The following is a 16875-nucleotide window of genomic DNA, read 5'->3' on the forward strand; positions in this document are numbered from 1 at the left end:
TCAGTCCGAGAGAATTTGGAGGCGGATTTTGCCGTCGTCGCTATCTCCTAGATTAACCTCAATCACCTGACCCGCTAACTGTTCGAGACAATTAAGGAGCGATCGCAAGTGGGGGGTACTGGCTCCGGTATCTACATATAAGCGATCGGCGAGACTCCCCACTCGTCGCCAAGTGCTATGAAGTTTAACAATAGTTTGTTCCAACTGAGTAGCCTGCTTGACCAAATCGGAAGCGGTACTCAAACACCCCACCCGCAAAGCCTCTTCTAAAGCCATTTCCAGATCTACCGAAGACTGATTTAAAGCCTGAACCTGTGCAGCAGCATCGAGATATTTAGCTAAACTACGAGCATCAGAGGTTAACTGGCGCACGGTATCCACATCAGGGTTAGTGACCATTTCCCGTTGAATTTCGCCAACGTGGGTATCTGGCAACTTTTCCATTTCCCGCACCAGAGGCGCTAGATAACGGGGTGGAATTGCTCCGATAGCAGCTTTTTCCCGGACATCATCAGGAACCAAATCGGAACTCATAGCGGTCCATTCATCAGCGAGTTGGCGGACTTCCCGTCTAGTGATGCGATCGCCTGCACAGGCCACATCACTAACCATTTGCTGTACTTCTGGGGAAGATTTAGCGGTTTCGATAAAAGCTCGTTTACTGAAATTGTTAATAGCATCGGGGTTCAGGTGTCCCTGAGCCAGGAGAGCATCAGCACTATTAGCCAGTTCAATTAAAGCATAAGCCTGACTTTTGCTGATTTCTCGCTGTTTGAGCCAGTGGAGAAAACCCATTCCGCGACCTTCGCCGCCTCGTTTTTCGCGATCGCGAACCGCCCGCAAAATCCGTCCCCGCCAAATTTCGGTTTGTAAATCAAAGCGATCGCATACTTTCCAGGCTGTGTCTACCTGATCGGCAAATTCATGCTCGGAAACTTCCTCATCTTCGGGATCAGGGAGTTCAAAATTAAGGTCACTCAACTCGGTGAGAACCTCAGCCAGTTCAGTCGCAGATTGGGGAATTTCAGGCATCTACTAGCGTAATGGTTATGGACTTGGGGGAACATTATACATTAACAGGTCTTAGGCAAAGCTGTTTCTGGGTAAATCCGAATCTTCTTTGATAACAGACCTGTATTTCCTGAGTCCGTACAATCGGCAACTGAAGACCTGGACAATGGCATGGTTGTTGTGTGAGACAATGAGTCAATATACCACCATAACTGGAAGAATATTTCTGGAAATATCCTTAAATTACTTGTTAATCCCCCTCTAATCAGAAACACCGAACTATCATGAAGCAAGCGATCGCCATTCCTTCCGTTTCCGTAACCTACGCCCAGGATGGCACTTCCACCCGCACCAACGCCCTGGGGATGCGCCATAATCAAGAGATCGCCTACCAGAAAAGGGGAGAACAATATCTGCTGATTAAATCTCCCCCCGCCTCTGGGAAAAGTCGGGCGCTGATGTTTATCGCCCTCGATAAGCTGGAAAACCAGAACCTGAAACAAGCGATCGTCGTTGTCCCGGAAAAGGCGATCGGTGCTAGTTTCCATGATGAACCTCTGACTAAGTTTGGCTTTTGGGCAGATTGGCACGTTGAACCCCGGTGGAACCTCTGCAACGCACCCGGCAGCGATGGCGGTAAAGTAGAAGCGGTGAAAACCTTTCTCGACAGCGATGATAAAGTCTTAATTTGCACCCATGCCACCTTCCGCTTTGCGGTGGATAAATTTGGGGTGGAAATGCTAGACGATCGCCTGATTGCGGTTGATGAGTTTCACCATGTTTCCTCTAACCCGGACAACAAGCTGGGGGACCATATCCGCCAACTGATGACTCGCGACAAAACCCATATCGTGGCCATGACGGGTTCTTATTTTCGGGGGGATGCCGAAGCAGTCCTACATCCCGAAGACGAAGCCAAATTTCACACCGTCACCTACACCTATTATGAACAACTCAACGGCTATGAACACCTAAAACAACTGGATATCGGCTATTATTTTTACTCCGGTAGCTACACCGATGAAATCATGCAGGTACTCAACCCCAACGAAAAAACTATCCTGCATATTCCTAACGTTAATTCCCGCGAGAGTACCAAGGACAAAATCCGGGAAGTGGAACATATTATTGAGGCATTGGGAGAATGGCAGGGGATTGACCCGACCACCGGATTTCAACAGGTCAAAACCGCCGAGGGGAAGATTCTCAAGATTGCCGATTTGGTGGATGATGACCCCAACAAGCGGGATAAAGTGGCAGCCGCACTGAAGGACCCCACCCACAAAGATAATCGCGATCGCGTTGATATTATCATTGCCCTGGGGATGGCTAAAGAAGGCTTTGATTGGATCTGGTGCGAACACGCTTTAACCATTGGTTACCGTTCCAGTTTGACCGAAATTGTCCAAATTATTGGGCGAGCGACCCGCGACGCACCGGGTAAAACCCGCGCCCGGTTTACCAACTTGATTGCGGAACCTGATGCCAGCGAGATGGCAGTGACAGAGGCGGTGAATGATACGATTAAGGCGATCGCAGCCAGTCTGCTAATGGAACAAGTCCTAGCCCCCCGCTTTCAGTTCAAACCCAAGCGCCCGGACAATCAACCCACCCCCGGCTTTGACTATGGAGAAAGTGGCTACGACCCGAGTCGATGCAATGTGGGAGTTAATCCAGAAAGCGGGGAAATTCAGCTAGAAATTAAGGGTTTAGCCCTACCAAAAAGCCCGGAAGCCTCCCGCATTTGTCGGGAAGATTTAACGGAATTGGTGACGGCTTTTGTCCAAGATAAGCCGAGTATCGAGCGCGGTCTATTTGATGAGGAATTGGTACCAGAGGAACTCACCCAACTACGGATGGGTAAAATTATTAAACAGAAATTCCCCAACCTGGATGAAGGCGATCGCGAAGCCGTCCGCCAACACGCGATCGCCGCTCTCAATTTGGTACAACAAGCTAAGAAAACCAGTAACGAAGGGGACGGGTTAGCCCCGAAAAATACCGCCCTAATTGACGGGGTGCGGCAGTTTGCCCTATCGGTGACAGACCTCGATATTGATATGATTGACCGGATTAATCCTTTTGGGGAAGCATACGCGATTCTGGCTAAGTCCATGAGTGCGGAACGGCTGAAACTGGTCGCAGAAGCGATTCCCTCCGGGACGCTTCGCGAACGCCGCCAAGCGAGTCAATCTCTCGGTAGAAGAAGCGCGAGAGTTAGCAAAGCGGGCGCTACAGTTCAAACAGGAAAGGGGTCGGTTGCCTTCCCTCACCGCCGCCGATCCTTGGGAAAAGTGCATGGCGGAAGGGGTTGCCTTTCTGCAACGGAAAGTTAAGGAAGAAAAAAAAGCCTAAAATCAATTGATAGCTCATCTGGAGGTTAAAATCCATGACCCTCTCCCTAGAAAAACCCACCCCCCCAAACTCCATCCTCCAACGGCACAACGCCACCTGGCAAGACTATGTGGCTATCCGGGATAACGGGGATATAGACTGGCAAAAAATCTCATTTCATCAAGGATGGTTGTGGGTAGATATGGACAGAGAAGGACCCAATCATGCCTCGTCCAGTGATTTGATGACGATGATTTTCTCTGTTTGGGTACTCCTACACCCTGAGTTTGTTTTGCAATCTTATGGACGCTGTGTCATTGAACGCCCGGATACCCACGCCTGTGCGCCAGATTTAGTGCTGTACAAGGGTGATAATATTCCCCGATGGCAACCCGGAGAACCGCGCCGGATTGACTTGCGTCGCCACCGTTTGCCGGACTTGGTGGGGGAAATTGCTGATACTACCCTCAGCCTTGACCTGGATGAACAAAAGCAACTCTACGCCAGCTTAGGGATTTCTGAATATTGGGTGGTTGATGTGAAAGGGCGGCGGATTTTTGCCTTTAGCTTGACTCCATTGGGGCATTATGAAGCGATCGCCCAGTCCCAAGTATTGACGGGGTTGCCGATCACCCTTTTAGAACAAACCCTAGAACGGCTGAACACCGAAACCAACACCGCTGCTGCCAATTGGTTAATCCAACAGTTACAAAACCCGCCAGAACAAAAGGAGAGGATTGCTGAACCTGAACACCAGGACGAAAACAATGGCTAAATCCCCGCCCAAATCTACCACTGATGAAGATTTAGAACTGTTGGCACAGTTGGGGATAGATATCGCCCCGGAAGCGACTCGCGAATATTCCCCTAGAGAAGAACGGATTATCGCTGGGTTTGAGGAAATCGATCGCTTTGTTGCCGAAAAAGGTAGACTTCCTCAACTTATGGGCGATCGGGATATTTTCGAGCGCCTCTATGCAGTGCGCCTGGAACGTTTGCGGGAATCTGCGGAATGTCGCGCCCTCCTTGAACCTCTGGACTCCCGAGGACTTTTAAACCTCGAAAATGATGCCAGTTTTACCTTAGCAGAAAACCTGGAAGAGGACCAAATTGATGCGGCGCTTTTGGCTTCTTTGGGGGTTGATGCTGCTCCCGAAAATGATATCACCCAGTTAACTCATGTGCGATCGCGTCAAGAAATTAAGGCGGCGGAAGAAATTGCCCAGCGGTTTCCCTGCCAGAATTTTGATGAATTTAAACCCATCTTTGAGGAAGTTCAGCGTCAGTTAAAAACAGGCGATCGCCAAGCCGTCAAATATCAGGATTATGCCACTATTAATCAAGGGGATTTGTTTATTCTTGATGGTCAAAAAGTTCTGGTAGCAGAGACGGGGGAGATGTTTATCACTGACTATGGTCTGAGAAATTATAGGCTCCGGGTAATTTATGATAATGGCACGGAGAGCAATCCTCTGTTTAGATCACTTCAGCGAGCCTTAAATAAGGATAAAACCAGCCGCCGCATCACTAAGCTGGATCGGCGGGATTGGGGGCCTTTATTTTCCGGTCAGCCGGAACCAGAAGTTAAATCAGATGATGATGATTTAATCACGGGTTATATTTATGTATTGCGGAGCCTATCTGACGAGCCTTTTATAGCCAAAAATCGGTCGATTATTCATAAAATTGGCGTGACGGGTGGGGATGTTAAAAAGCGGATTGCTAAGGCAAAGCATGACCCTACCTATCTGTTAGCAGATGTGGAAATTGTAGCCACTTTTCAACTGGCAAATATCCACCCGAAAAAGCTAGAGTTTATCCTACATAAGTTTTTCGCCAGGGCGCGATTAGACCTGGAATTGATGGATCGTTTTCAGTTCCCAGTCCAGCCTAGAGAGTGGTTTCTAGTGCCATTAGATGCCATTGAAGAGGCGATCGCCAAAATCCAAGACGGCACCATTGAGCAATTCCAATATGAGTTGGAAACAGCCAGTATTATTAGAGTATCATAACACATTTTAGTAATAAAAAGCAATTGGGTTCCCACAATGGACATTTTCCCATGGGTTTTGGGAACCCGCAGAGTTTAATAGTTTAACTCACCAACGGAGTGAACGACGATGATTACAGAAATAGAGTTAAAAGATTTCAAAAGTTATAAATCGGCGACATTGCACTTAGGGCGGCTTACGGTATTAATTGGAGCCAATGCTTCCGGTAAAAGTAATGTTATTGAAGCCTTGCGGCTTTTATCTCGGCTTGCCACTGGGGAAAGACTTGGATTGCTCAGAAATCCGCAAAAAAAAGGAGATAATTTCTTTCGAGGTAATGTCGAACATTTGGGATATCGAGGAAAGCAGACATTTCAACTAGCTGGCTTGACAAACCATCCCGATTGGGAACGTTTTGAGATTCAACTCGGACTCAGTTCAGACAACCATTTGCAGGTTATGCAAGAACGGATTACCAGTTCAACTTCTAAAGTTCCGTTGTATGAAATCACCAGTGAACCGCAAGGGGCAGGAAGTGATATTTTTGTGACTTATAATAATTTTGCAAGAGGCGGCAAAAAACCGAGCCTGGTTTGTAGTAGTCATCTGGCGGTTTTTACCCAACTTTTAAGTTCCATTCGATTTCGACCCGAAAATCTCAAAAGTCGAGAAATTATCCCGAATGTTTGCGAAAAATATGTCCGTTGGTTAAGTGGAATTGTGTTTTTAGAACCAGAGCCTAGCTTGATGAGAAACTATGGTCACAAAACGGATTTAATTTTGCGGGAGAAAGGGCAAAATTTATCGGGAGTTATTTATAATTTATGTCAATCTACAACCTCTAAGCAGGCGGTTTTAGACTTTGTTTGTAGTCTTCCAGAACAGAAGATTGAAGAGATTAGTTTTTTAGAAACCCCTCGGGATGAGGTGATGTTACAACTCACTGAAACCTTTGGAGGGGTGGCAACTCCTTATGATGCCGCCAGATTGTCTGATGGAACCCTGCGAGTTTTATCCATTGCAGCAGTATTACTTTCTGCACCGGAAGAAAGTTTAGTAGTCATTGAAGAAATCGATAATGGTGTACACCCGAGTCGTGCGAGTGCCTTACTGTCTCGGATGGCTGAAATTGCTCGAAAACGTAACCTCCGTATTCTCATTAGTAGCCATAATCCGGCTTTATTAGATGCTCTTCCTGATGAGGCAATTCCTGAGACTGAATTTTGTTATCGCAGTCCTGATGATGGGTCAAGTCAATTAATTCGGTTGCAAGATATTCCCGATTACCCGGAACTGATTGCTCAGGGTTCCGTGGGTCATTTAATGACTCGGGGACTGTTAGAACGTTTTGTCAAGCAGCATCCAGGAAATGAGAACAAAAAACAGCAGGCTCTAGACTGGTTGACTTCGCTTAATTCCATGGTGGAGGCTCACTAATGGCCGATGTTTCGATTGTCGATACTTCGGTTTTTTGTAATGTTCTTAATATTCCTAAATTGAATGATGAGCGAGGCTTAGTCATGGAACAACTTAGGGATTTTTTGGAAAAAGGAACCCATTTGCTGTTACCAATGGCGGTTGTTTATGAAACCGGAAATCATATTGCTCATATCAGTGAGGGTCGTTTGCGCCGACAATGTGCTGAGTTGTTTGTTGAGCAAGTTAAAATGGCGATCGCCGGAGAAACCCCTGGGAGGGTGATGCAGGTTCCCACTGCGGAAGATAGAGTAAACGGCATTGAGCTGCCTCCACCAGTTCAGCAATCCGCCCCCCTTTATGAAACGTTGCATTGTCCAATACTAGAGCCTGACCTGGCTTCAATGTTGGAATTAAGATGAACTCCAACCACAACTCAAACTAGGAGGCTGGCATTTTTGGTCTTCTTAGTCATCTCGTCCTCTCCATTATACGTCCTAACTTTCCTGTTTTGTGCTGGTAGGGGTCGAAAGGAAAGTCACCTTTCCCAACTCCCATTCAAAACCGTGCTTGATACTTTCACATCACACGGCTCCTGATGTGGATACCCTATTTTGTCAGTAGGAACAAGGTTACGACCCCCTGCTTTATGACCTCAACTTTCATAGCTATATGCTTGCGTTAGTCTTTAAACTCGCTTTCGCCATTAAACTATTACTTATCGCGGTCTCTATATCCACACCGTGACTAGTGGGCATATCCCAACCATTACAGTTAGGCATTGGCTTTCAGTCACATCCCTTCCCCTTATAGGCTTGCGCTTACACTTTTCACTACTCTACGAGATGTACTCGTAGAGAGCCCAATAGGGGTTTCAACGTTCCGTATATATGGGCATTCCATCTTTAGATTTGTCCTATCCACCGGGTTACTTAAAAAGGTCTGTGTAGGTAGTTCATAAAGACCCCTACTTTTCTCCTTGCTCTTTTGAGCGCAGCGTGTCAACCTGTTTCGCTGCTTCATACTGACGATGGTTCAAGCCAGACATTCGGTTTCCCTAATCATGGATGGTTGGCAGTGGTCGGATTTTGGGAATAGGTTTTCCCTTACGCCTTCCGTTCCCCGCTTCAATCCCAGATTTGTGATTTCTGAAACTGGGGGTAGCTATCGCCTTTACTCTTTCCCAAATCACCCCAAGTGGGTTGAAGTACTCCTCCTAAGTATACTTGGACGGTATTCTTGTGATTTCTTAAATGGGATTGACCTTGAGTTCCCTGCCTTGCTTAGTCTATACTCTAAGCGTTGGGACATATATACAGTTAAGGGGTTAGACTGGTTGAAGGTCTAATTTTCCCTCTAGGAGGTTATTTCAGGCATTGCAGCCTTATTTGACTCCTAAACGTCTCGCACATATGAGAGTATGATAACATATTTTAGCAATCAATAGCCATAAAATTTATGTTGTGGAAACCCATTGAAGATTTGCCATCCAACTGGCAAGATTTAGCTAGTAGTGAACTGCCACCTTTAGTCACCGTTTGGAACGAGCAAGCCGATCGCCTGCGTCAATCGGGAGAGTTTCAAACCTTTAGCGAAAAGCTGCGGCGGGAAATCGCCATTGAAACCGGAATTATTGAGCGTTTATACACCATAGATCGCGGCATCACTCGTTTGTTAATTGAACAGGGAATTAATGAAGCATTAATCCCTCACGGCTCTACAGATATTCCAGTTAAACAGGTCGTTTCGCTCATTAAAGATCAAGAGGCTGCCATTGAGGGATTATTTAATTTTGTTGGGGGTCAAAGAAATCTATCTACTTCTTATATCAAGGAGTTACATCAAGTTTTAACCCAGAGTCAGGAAAGCACAGAAGCCTTAAACCCACAGGGAAAAATCTTTAGGGTTCCCTTAATTAAAGGCGACTGGAAACGTCAACCCAATAACCCCCTCCGACCAGATGGCACAATTCACGAGTATTGTCCGCCGGAACAAGTAGCATCGGAAATGGATCTATTAATCACCTTACATCATCAACATCAAGAACAAAAAGTTCCCCCAGAAATTGAGGCGGCTTGGTTGCATCATCGATTTACCCAAATCCACCCTTTTCAAGATGGAAATGGTCGGGTTGCTCGTTGTTTAGCCAGTTTAGTTTGCATCCAAGCGAGTTGGTTTCCTTTAGTGATAACCCGGGACGATCGCTCCGTTTATATTGCCGCTTTGGAACAGGCAGATAGCGGTGATTTATCGAGTTTAATTAATCTTTTTGCTAAGAGTCAAAAGCAAGCATTTTTAAGAAGTCTTGGTTTGTCAGAACAAGTTTTATCAGAGACTAGAAGGACTCAAGTTATTGTCTCGGCTATTGCTGATAAATTGAAACAAAATCAGTTGGCTTCAGTCCAGGATAAATGTCAAAAAGCCGAAAGTTTCGCTACCATCTTATTTGATATTGCTTCTCAGCGATTCCAAGAAATTGCCGAGGACATTAAACTATCTGTTCAGAATATATTAACTGATGCCGCCGTTTTTACAATTGCAGCCCCAGTGGGCGACTCTCGATATTATTATCATCGCTATCAAGTGGTTGAAACTGCCAAACAATTAGGATATTTTGCCAACCTGCGGAACTATCATACTTGGATTCAATTGGTAATTAATATAGAAGCATCTATAACAGTTCTTCTTTCTTTTCATGTTCTCGGACATGAACACCGGGGGTTACTAATTTGTAGCGCCTGTGCTTATCATCGAGATCATGGTGAAGAAGGAGAACCAACTATTAGCGATCTTCAGCCTTTAACTGATTCTCCATTTCAATTTTCCTATGCTGATGAGCAAGAAAATTTAGTTCCCCGTTTCCATCAGTGGCTAGAAAATGTGATTTTCACTGGGTTAGAGTATTGGAACAAAAGCATTTAAAATTATTTTAAATAACCCCTTCCTGGATAGAACAAAATGCAAACAAATTGGCTAAGTTATAGTCTGATAACTTAGAAAAACCCGATTATTGCCCCTCCCGCCAATTATGAAAATGAACCCATGCACTCCTGATGCAATCAATGTTGCCCTGGTTGCTCTACTTTTAGCCTACTGCATAATCGCTCATTTCTCGCATAAAAGGCGGGTAAAATCCTAGCACAATATCTTGCTTGGGGACACCCAAGTTGACTAAATCTTCCGCCACATCATGCTCCGTTGAATTGCAAAAAATCCAAATTTTCTCATGGCGGATATCTAAATGGATGACACCCTGATGAATCCATCGCTGATGGTGCCAACCAAAATGGACAATTTGATAATGATTTCGTTGGGTATCAAAAATAGTCTCAACCTCAATCTCCTAATATGCTGGCTTACTTTGGGCATATTCAATCAACAATTCTTGCACAAATGGAAACTCCCCAGGAATTAGACACAGGGGGAACTCCAAAATACACAAGTTATGCTATAATTAGTTCCCAAACATGAACCTGAGTTGGGTAGGCAGGCTATGAGATTTATTAACCCCAAAACCGATTACGCTTTTAAAAAAATCTTTGGTTCGCCACAAAGCAAGAACATCTTAATCAGTTTTCTCAATGGTTTGGTCTATGATGGCAATTCGACTATTCAAGACTTAGAAATTATCGATCCTAGTTTGCCCCCTCAACTCGAAGGCTTAAAAGATACCTATCTCGATGTTAAAGCGCGGTTGAATGATGGCACATTGGTAATTATTGAAATGCAGGTGTTGAATGTGCAATCGTTTGGGAAGCGGGTTGTATTTAATGCGGCGAAAACCTATGCGTTTCAACTGCAACGGGGACAAGGATATCGATATTTAAAACCCGTAATTGCTTTAACCTTAACTGACTTTGAAATGTTTCCCGGACAAAATCAATTGATTTCCCGCTTTGTCTATCGCGAGAAGTTTGAAGGCTGGCACTACCCAGATAATGAGATGGAGTTAGTATTCGTTGAATTGCCGAAGTTTACCAAAGAACTGAACGAACTGGAAACCCTGACCGACAAATGGATTTATTTTATGAAATTTGCCCGATCGCTCTCTTCTATTCCTGAAAATATGGATGATATCCCCGAACTCAATCAAGCCTTTGAAATTGCTAATCAAGCTGGATTAACCCTAGAGGAATTGGAAGAGTTAGAGCGGCGGGAAATGTTTATTTATGACCAACAAGGCGCGATCGCATTGGGACTACAACAAGGGCGACAACAAGGGCGAGAAGAAGGGCGAGAAGAAGCAAAACGTGAGACGGCTCGCAATTTATTGGGTCAACTGAATGATGAGACGATCGCCCAAGCTACTGGATTAAGTTTAGAGGAAATTGCCACTTTACGGGAAGAGAGGTCTAGTGATTAGCTAAAGTTGAGAAAGAACCCCCAGTCTTTTGGATTTGTGACCATGAATGCTGTTGAAATCGAGGAAGCAGTTTCCCAACTCGCGGAAGCACCTTTTGACCCCGAAGCCTTCCCCTATAGCTTCCTGGAAGCCTTTGGGAATAAGGCGACCACCATCAAGCGCCTGAAAAGCGATCGCCACAGCACCAATCAATCGGACTTACCCGGTGGGGTACTTCAGCGCCACAATATCCATTTAAAAGTCTGCCCAGAGGGGGAAGTCACCGCCACCTTAACAGCCTTGCGCGAGAGTCCCGCCACCACTCGCTACAAAGTCAAGTTTATTCTCGCCACCGACGGCAAAAGTTTTGAGGCGGAAAGTTTGGTCGATGGGGAGACTGTCGCCTGTGATTACCCGGACTTTTCCGACCATTTCGGCTTTTTCCTGCCTTTGGCGGGGATTACCACCGTGCGGCAAATCCGCGAGAATGCCTTTGATATCAAAGCAACAGGTCGCCTCAATCGGCTGTATGTGGAGTTACTCAAGCTGAATCCAGACTGGGATAAAGCCGAAGGTCGCGAGAAGTTTAACCATTTCATGGCGCGGCTGATTTTCTGCTTTTTTGCGGAAGATACCAACATTTTCCACAGTGAGAAGTTATTTACAAATGCGATCGCCCAGATGAGTGCGGCCGATGCTGCCAATACCGATGAGGTGCTATCGGAGCTATTTCGGGCGATGGCGACCCCCCACAACCAGCGAGAAGCGGCTGGGATTCGCAATTGGGCGAATGTGTTTCCTTATGTGAATGGGGGGCTATTTGGCCCTCATCCCCTAACCCCTTCTCCCAAACCGGGAGAAGGGGGACAAGAAACTCTTACTCCCCTCTCCTCCTCTGGGAGAGGGGCTGGGGGTGAGGGCGCTCTGAATTTCCCTCATCCCCTAACCCCTTCTGTCAAACCGGGAGAAGGGGGACAAGAAACTCTTACTCCCCTCTCCTCCTCTGGGAGAGGGGCTGGGGGTGAGGGCGCTCTGAATTTCCCTCATCCCCTAACCCCTTCTGTCAAACCGGGAGAAGGGGGACAAGAAACTCTTACTCCCCTCTCCTCCTCTGGGAGAGGGGCTGGGGGTGAGGGCGCTCTGAATTTCCCTCATCCCCTAACCCCTTCTCCCAAACCGGGAGAAGGGGGACAAGAAACTCTTACTCCCCTCTCCTCCTCTGGGAGAGGGGCTGGGGGTGAGGACGAGATGAATTTCCCTCATCCCCTAACCCCTTCTCCCAAACCGGGAGAAGGGGGACAAGAAACTCTTACTCCCCTCTCCTCCTCTGGGAGAGGGGCTGGGGGTGAGGGCGCTCTGAATTTCCCTCATCCCCTAACCCCTTCTGTCAAACCGGGAGAAGGGGGACAAGAAACTCTTACTCCCCTCTCCTCCTCTGGGAGAGGGGCTGGGGGTGAGGGCGCTCTGAATTTCCCTCATCCCCTAACCCCTTCTGTCAAACCGGGAGAAGGGGGACAAGAAACTCTTACTCCCCTCTCCTCCTCTGGGAGAGGGGCTGGGGGTGAGGGCGCTCTGAATTTCCCTCATCCCCTAACCCCTTCTGTCAAACCGGGAGAAGGGGGACAAGAAACTCTTACTCCCCTCTCCTCCTCTGGGAGAGGGGCTGGGGGTGAGGGCGTTCCCCGTTTTAACAAAATTGCCCGGTCTTATTTGCTCCATGTCGGGAATTTGGACTGGAAAAAAATCAACCCCGATATTTTTGGCTCCATGATTCAGGCGGTGGCTGATGAGGAGGAGCGCGGCGCTTTGGGGATGCACTATACCAGTGTTCCCAATATCCTCAAGGTGCTTAATCCCTTGTTTTTGGATGATTTGCGATCGCAGTTGGAGGCGGCTGGGGAGAATCGCCGCAAGTTGTTGAATTTGCGCCAACGCCTCGCCAAAATTCGCGTCTTTGACCCCGCTTGTGGGTCCGGGAATTTTCTCGTCATTGCTTATAAGGAAATGCGGAAAATTGAGGCGGAAATTAACCGTCGGCGGGGGGAACCGGAGCGCCCTTCTCAGATTCCCTTGACCAATTTTCGGGGCATAGAAATTCGCCATTTTGCCGCAGAAATTGCCCGGTTAGCCTTGATTATTGCTGAGTATCAGTGTGATGTGTTGCATCGCGGGCAGATGTTGGCGTTGGCCGATTTTTTGCCCCTGAAAAATGATAATTGGATTACCTGTGGGAATGCCTTGCGCTTGGATTGGTTGAGTCTTTGTCCGCCCACGGGAACGGGGGTAAAGGTGCAGCGTCAAGATTTGGATTTGTGGGGGGAAACCCAAGACGAGGCGGAGATTGATTTTCAAAATGAGGGCGGAGAAACTTATATTTGTGGGAATCCGCCTTACAAAGGGAGTAATTGGCGCACGAAAGAACAAACAGAAGATATAGGTTTATTATTTGCTTCTAAAATAAAAATATGGAAGCCTCTTGATTATGTTTGTGGTTGGTTCATAAAAGCATCAGAGTATAGCAAGGTTACACCGACAGCAAGCGCGTTTGTGGCAACCAATTCAATTTGTCAAGGAGTACAAGCTTCTATTCTATGGCCACTCATTTATGAAAGTGGTCAAGAAATTTCTTTTGCTCATACGTCTTTTAAATGGGCTAACCTAGCGAGTCATAATGCAGGAGTTTCTGTTGTTATAGTTGGTTTCTGCAATCCTCCAATTAAAAACCGTAAACTTTATGAGATTGATAAGGATAGTGTAGTCAGCTTAAGAACTGTTGAAAATATCAATGCTTATCTTCTTAACGCGCAAAGTGTCTTTGTGGAAAGCACAAAAGTCCCTGTCGGTCTTGATTCTGTAATTACTGATGGAAGTGGTGCATTAGACGGTGGACATTTAATACTTAATCGAAACCAAAGAGACGAAATAATTAAAGCTAATAGTGGAAGATTCGCAAAATATATCCTTCCATATTTAGGTTCTGGAGAATTCATCAAAGGAAACCTGCGATGGTGTCTGTGGATTGAAGATGAGAACCTAAGTGAGGCTCTGGAAAATGCAGAAATATACAAGCGAGTCGATCAAGTTAGAAAATATCGTGAAAATTCTGGGACGAGAGCACAGACAGCAATTTCTCGTCCACATAAATTTGCTTGGATTAATAAGCGTAATTCACATCAAATTATTGTCCCAACAGTTTTTTCCGAAAGGCGCGATTATATTACTGCTGGATACTTGGATGAAAGCTATGTAATCAACAACGCTGCCAGCATAATTCAAGAGCCAAGTCTTTACATTCTTGCAATCATTTCCTCGACGTTACACTTATCTTGGGTAAGGGCTGTATCTGGAAAACTTGAAGATAGGATTAGATACACATCTTCTACTTGCTATAACACCTTTCCAGTCCCAACTCTCACGGAACAAAACAAGGCTGACCTCAACCGTTGCGCCGAAGATATCCTATTAGCGAGAGAACATTATTTCCCCGCGACAATTGCCGATATGTACGACCCCAAACGGATGGATATTGAATTCCCCCTAGTGCGGGAAGCGCACGATCGCAACGATGAAATTATCGAGCGAATTTACATCGGTCGTCGCTTCAAAAACGACACCGAACGCCTGGAAAAACTGTTTGATTTATATACAAAAATGACCAGCCAACCCACCCCAGCCCAAAAGTCTGCGAAACCGAAAACCAAGTCATAAAGCGATCGGGGATAATATAACAAATCCAACCCAATCCAACCAACTGACTGCCTAAAAACTATGACAGCCGCCGAAAAACTCAATCAACTGATTCAAACCCTTCCAGAAAACCAAATCCCAGAAGTCCAGGACTTCGCCGAATTTCTCCAGCAAAAACAACTCACCTCCATTCATCCTATTCCCTCTGGCACTCTGACTGGACTCCGAGGCATCGCCAAACGTCCCGAACCCGCCCCCAGTGATGATGAACTGCAAGTGCAACCCAACATCAAAGGTAGGTTGGGTGCAACCCAACATCAAAGGTAGGTTGGGTGCAACCCAACATCAAAGGTAGGTTGGGTGCAACCCAACATCAAAGGTAGGTTGGGTGCAACCCAACATCAAAGGTAGGTTGGGTGCAACCCAACATCAACCGTAGTATGTAGGCGAGATTCCCCCGTAGTCGCCGTGAGCCGTCGCTTGTACCCCCGCGCCCCTACTGTTGCCTGGTTCATGGGAAACAGTATGATTAACAAACAGCAAAGACTTGACTTTGTGCGACAATGTGGAGATAATAATAGGGGTGAGTTTGAAGGCGATCGCGATGGAAATCCAACGGGTCATCCTCACAAATTTTGGGCTATTTAAAAATCTGGAAATTTCCTTAGCACCCACCCAGCAAAACCCCAGCAATATCACCGTATTCGTGGGCAAAAATGGCGCGGGTAAATCCTCCATTCTCACCGCTTTAGCCACCTCTCTTAGCTGGTTCACTGCTCGTTTACGCACGGAAAAAGGCAGTGGCAACCCTATCCCAGAAAATTCTATACTTAATTCCGCTAATTTTGCCAGCATTGAAATCGAGGTTTATGATAATAATCATCCCTCAGAAAATGCCGACATCAGCCAGATTCATCATCAGTTTAAATGGACTTTAGCCAAAGCCCAAAAAGGGCGAAAATCCCCCTATAATAGTAACCTAAACGACTGCACTCGTTTGGCTAATATTTATCGTGATGACCTCAGCGATAATGACCAAACAAGCCTACCTCTAATTGCCTTTTATCCGGTGGAGCGCGTCGTGCTGGATATGCCCCTAAAAATTAGGACTAAGCACAGCTTTAAGCAATTAGATGGCTACGATAACGCCTTAAATCAGGGTGTAGACTTTCGCCGTTTTTTTGAATGGTTTAGAGAAAGAGAAGATACTGAGAATGAATCAGCAATTCCTCAAGACTTTTGGAACGAAATCAGACCTCTATTACAAACCGATTCAACGGTATGGCAACAATTGCAGCAACTAAATGCCTCCGCTAAAGATAGGCAATTAACGGCAGTTCGCACCGCCATTAGCCGATTTATGCCGGATCTGGACAACCTGAGAGTCCGTCGCAAACCTCGTCTCTATATGGCGATCGACAAAAACGGTGAAACCCTAAATGTCGCCCAACTTTCACAAGGCGAAAAATCTCTGATGGTTCTAGTTGGTGATATTGCTCGCCGTCTAGCTATGCTGAACCCCGCCCTAGAAAATCCTTTAACAGGTGATGGTATCGTTTTGATTGATGAAGTCGATTTGCATTTACATCCCTCGTGGCAGCGTAGTTTTTGCGATCGCCTCATCGACACTTTTCCTAACTGTCAATTTGTGCTAACAACCCATTCACCTCTTATCATCAGCGACTGTCAAAATATCTTGGTTTACACCTTAAACAATGGTGAATTGCAACAATTGCCTTCCCAGTATGGGCAAGATGCTAATACGGTTTTACTAGATGTCATGGATACCAGTATCCGTAATGAGACCATTGATACTGAACTGAACAATCTGCTAGATGCCATACAAAACGCCAACCTAACCGAGGCTGAACAATTGCTTTCACAGTTAACTGAGAAATTGCACGCCAATCATTTAGAATTGATGAAAGCCAAACTCCTGATCAATAAACAAAAATCACGTCATGCGAAAGATTCATAAAGGCTCCGAGCCACCTAATTTGACAGCATGGAAAAAGAAAAATCCTCACATCAACCGTAGGTTGGGTGCAACCCAACATCAACCGTAGGTTGGGTGCAACCCAACATCAACCGTAG

The 16875-nt window shown here is 46.1% G+C and carries 10 protein-coding genes and 3 pseudogenes; 10 read left to right on the forward strand and 3 right to left on the reverse strand.

Features of this window, described 5'->3' with window-relative positions; genetic code table 11:
- On the reverse strand, window positions 1–1032 hold the full coding sequence (locus XZ46_RS14905; protein WP_006625081.1) for a hypothetical protein: 1032 nt from the start codon (window positions 1030–1032) through the stop codon (window positions 1–3).
- Window positions 1033–1469: 437 nt separating this feature from the next.
- On the opposite strand from XZ46_RS14905, the pseudogene XZ46_RS38310 reads away from it, so the two are divergent.
- The 5 genes and pseudogenes from XZ46_RS38310 to XZ46_RS14925 form a co-directional block, all read left to right on the forward strand.
- Window positions 1470–1817 (forward strand): annotated as a pseudogene (locus tag XZ46_RS38310) (DEAD/DEAH box helicase); the annotation flags it as partial.
- Window positions 1818–3234: 1417 nt separating this feature from the next.
- Window positions 3235–3366, forward strand: a pseudogene (locus tag XZ46_RS38315) (helicase); the annotation flags it as partial.
- Window positions 3367–3400: 34 nt separating this feature from the next.
- On the forward strand, window positions 3401–4120 hold the full coding sequence (locus tag XZ46_RS14915; RefSeq protein WP_008051550.1) for a Uma2 family endonuclease: 720 nt from the start codon (window positions 3401–3403) through the stop codon (window positions 4118–4120).
- Window positions 4113–5357, forward strand: a complete 1245-nt coding sequence (locus XZ46_RS14920) for a GIY-YIG nuclease family protein (RefSeq protein ID WP_008051551.1) — start codon at window positions 4113–4115, stop codon at window positions 5355–5357. Before XZ46_RS14915 ends, XZ46_RS14920 begins: the two co-directional genes overlap by 8 nt.
- Window positions 5358–5465: 108 nt before the next feature.
- On the forward strand, window positions 5466–6773 hold the full coding sequence (locus XZ46_RS14925) for an AAA family ATPase (protein WP_008051552.1): 1308 nt from the start codon (window positions 5466–5468) through the stop codon (window positions 6771–6773).
- Between the two features lie 267 nt (window positions 6774–7040).
- Here XZ46_RS14925 and XZ46_RS29630 read toward each other — a convergent pair.
- Window positions 7041–7193: pseudogene (locus XZ46_RS29630) on the reverse strand (transposase); the annotation flags it as partial.
- 1017 nt (window positions 7194–8210) lie between these two features.
- Here XZ46_RS29630 and XZ46_RS14935 point away from each other — a divergent pair.
- On the forward strand, window positions 8211–9674 hold the full coding sequence (locus XZ46_RS14935) for a Fic family protein (protein ID WP_006625075.1): 1464 nt from the start codon (window positions 8211–8213) through the stop codon (window positions 9672–9674).
- Between the two features lie 163 nt (window positions 9675–9837).
- Here XZ46_RS14935 and XZ46_RS29645 read toward each other — a convergent pair whose 3' ends face one another.
- Window positions 9838–10092 carry a XisI protein gene (locus tag XZ46_RS29645; protein ID WP_228116600.1) on the reverse strand — a complete coding sequence of 85 codons (255 nt, stop codon included), beginning with the start codon at window positions 10090–10092 and terminating at the stop codon, window positions 9838–9840.
- Window positions 10093–10245: 153 nt separating this feature from the next.
- Between XZ46_RS29645 and XZ46_RS14940 the strand changes: the two genes are divergently transcribed.
- The 4 genes from XZ46_RS14940 to XZ46_RS14955 all read left to right on the forward strand — a co-directional run bounded on the left by XZ46_RS14940 (window position 10246) and on the right by XZ46_RS14955 (window position 16759).
- Window positions 10246–11115 carry an Rpn family recombination-promoting nuclease/putative transposase gene (locus tag XZ46_RS14940; RefSeq protein WP_008051557.1) on the forward strand — a complete coding sequence of 290 codons (870 nt, stop codon included), beginning with the start codon at window positions 10246–10248 and terminating at the stop codon, window positions 11113–11115.
- A 42-nt stretch (window positions 11116–11157) separates the two neighbouring features.
- Window positions 11158–14802 (forward strand): DNA methyltransferase, encoded by a 3645-nt coding sequence (locus XZ46_RS14945; protein ID WP_008051558.1) that lies wholly within the window; start codon window positions 11158–11160, stop codon window positions 14800–14802.
- A gap of 60 nt (window positions 14803–14862) precedes the next feature.
- Window positions 14863–15108 carry a DUF2281 domain-containing protein gene (locus tag XZ46_RS14950; RefSeq protein WP_008051559.1) on the forward strand — a complete coding sequence of 82 codons (246 nt, stop codon included), beginning with the start codon at window positions 14863–14865 and terminating at the stop codon, window positions 15106–15108.
- A gap of 238 nt (window positions 15109–15346) precedes the next feature.
- Window positions 15347–16759 (forward strand): AAA family ATPase, encoded by a 1413-nt coding sequence (locus XZ46_RS14955; RefSeq protein WP_228116349.1) that lies wholly within the window; start codon window positions 15347–15349, stop codon window positions 16757–16759.
- The last annotated feature ends 116 nt before the right edge of the window (window positions 16760–16875 follow it).

The sequence above is a fragment of the Limnospira indica PCC 8005 genome, from assembly GCF_000973065.1.
GTDB classification, from domain to species: Bacteria; Cyanobacteriota; Cyanobacteriia; order Cyanobacteriales; family Microcoleaceae; genus Limnospira; species Limnospira fusiformis.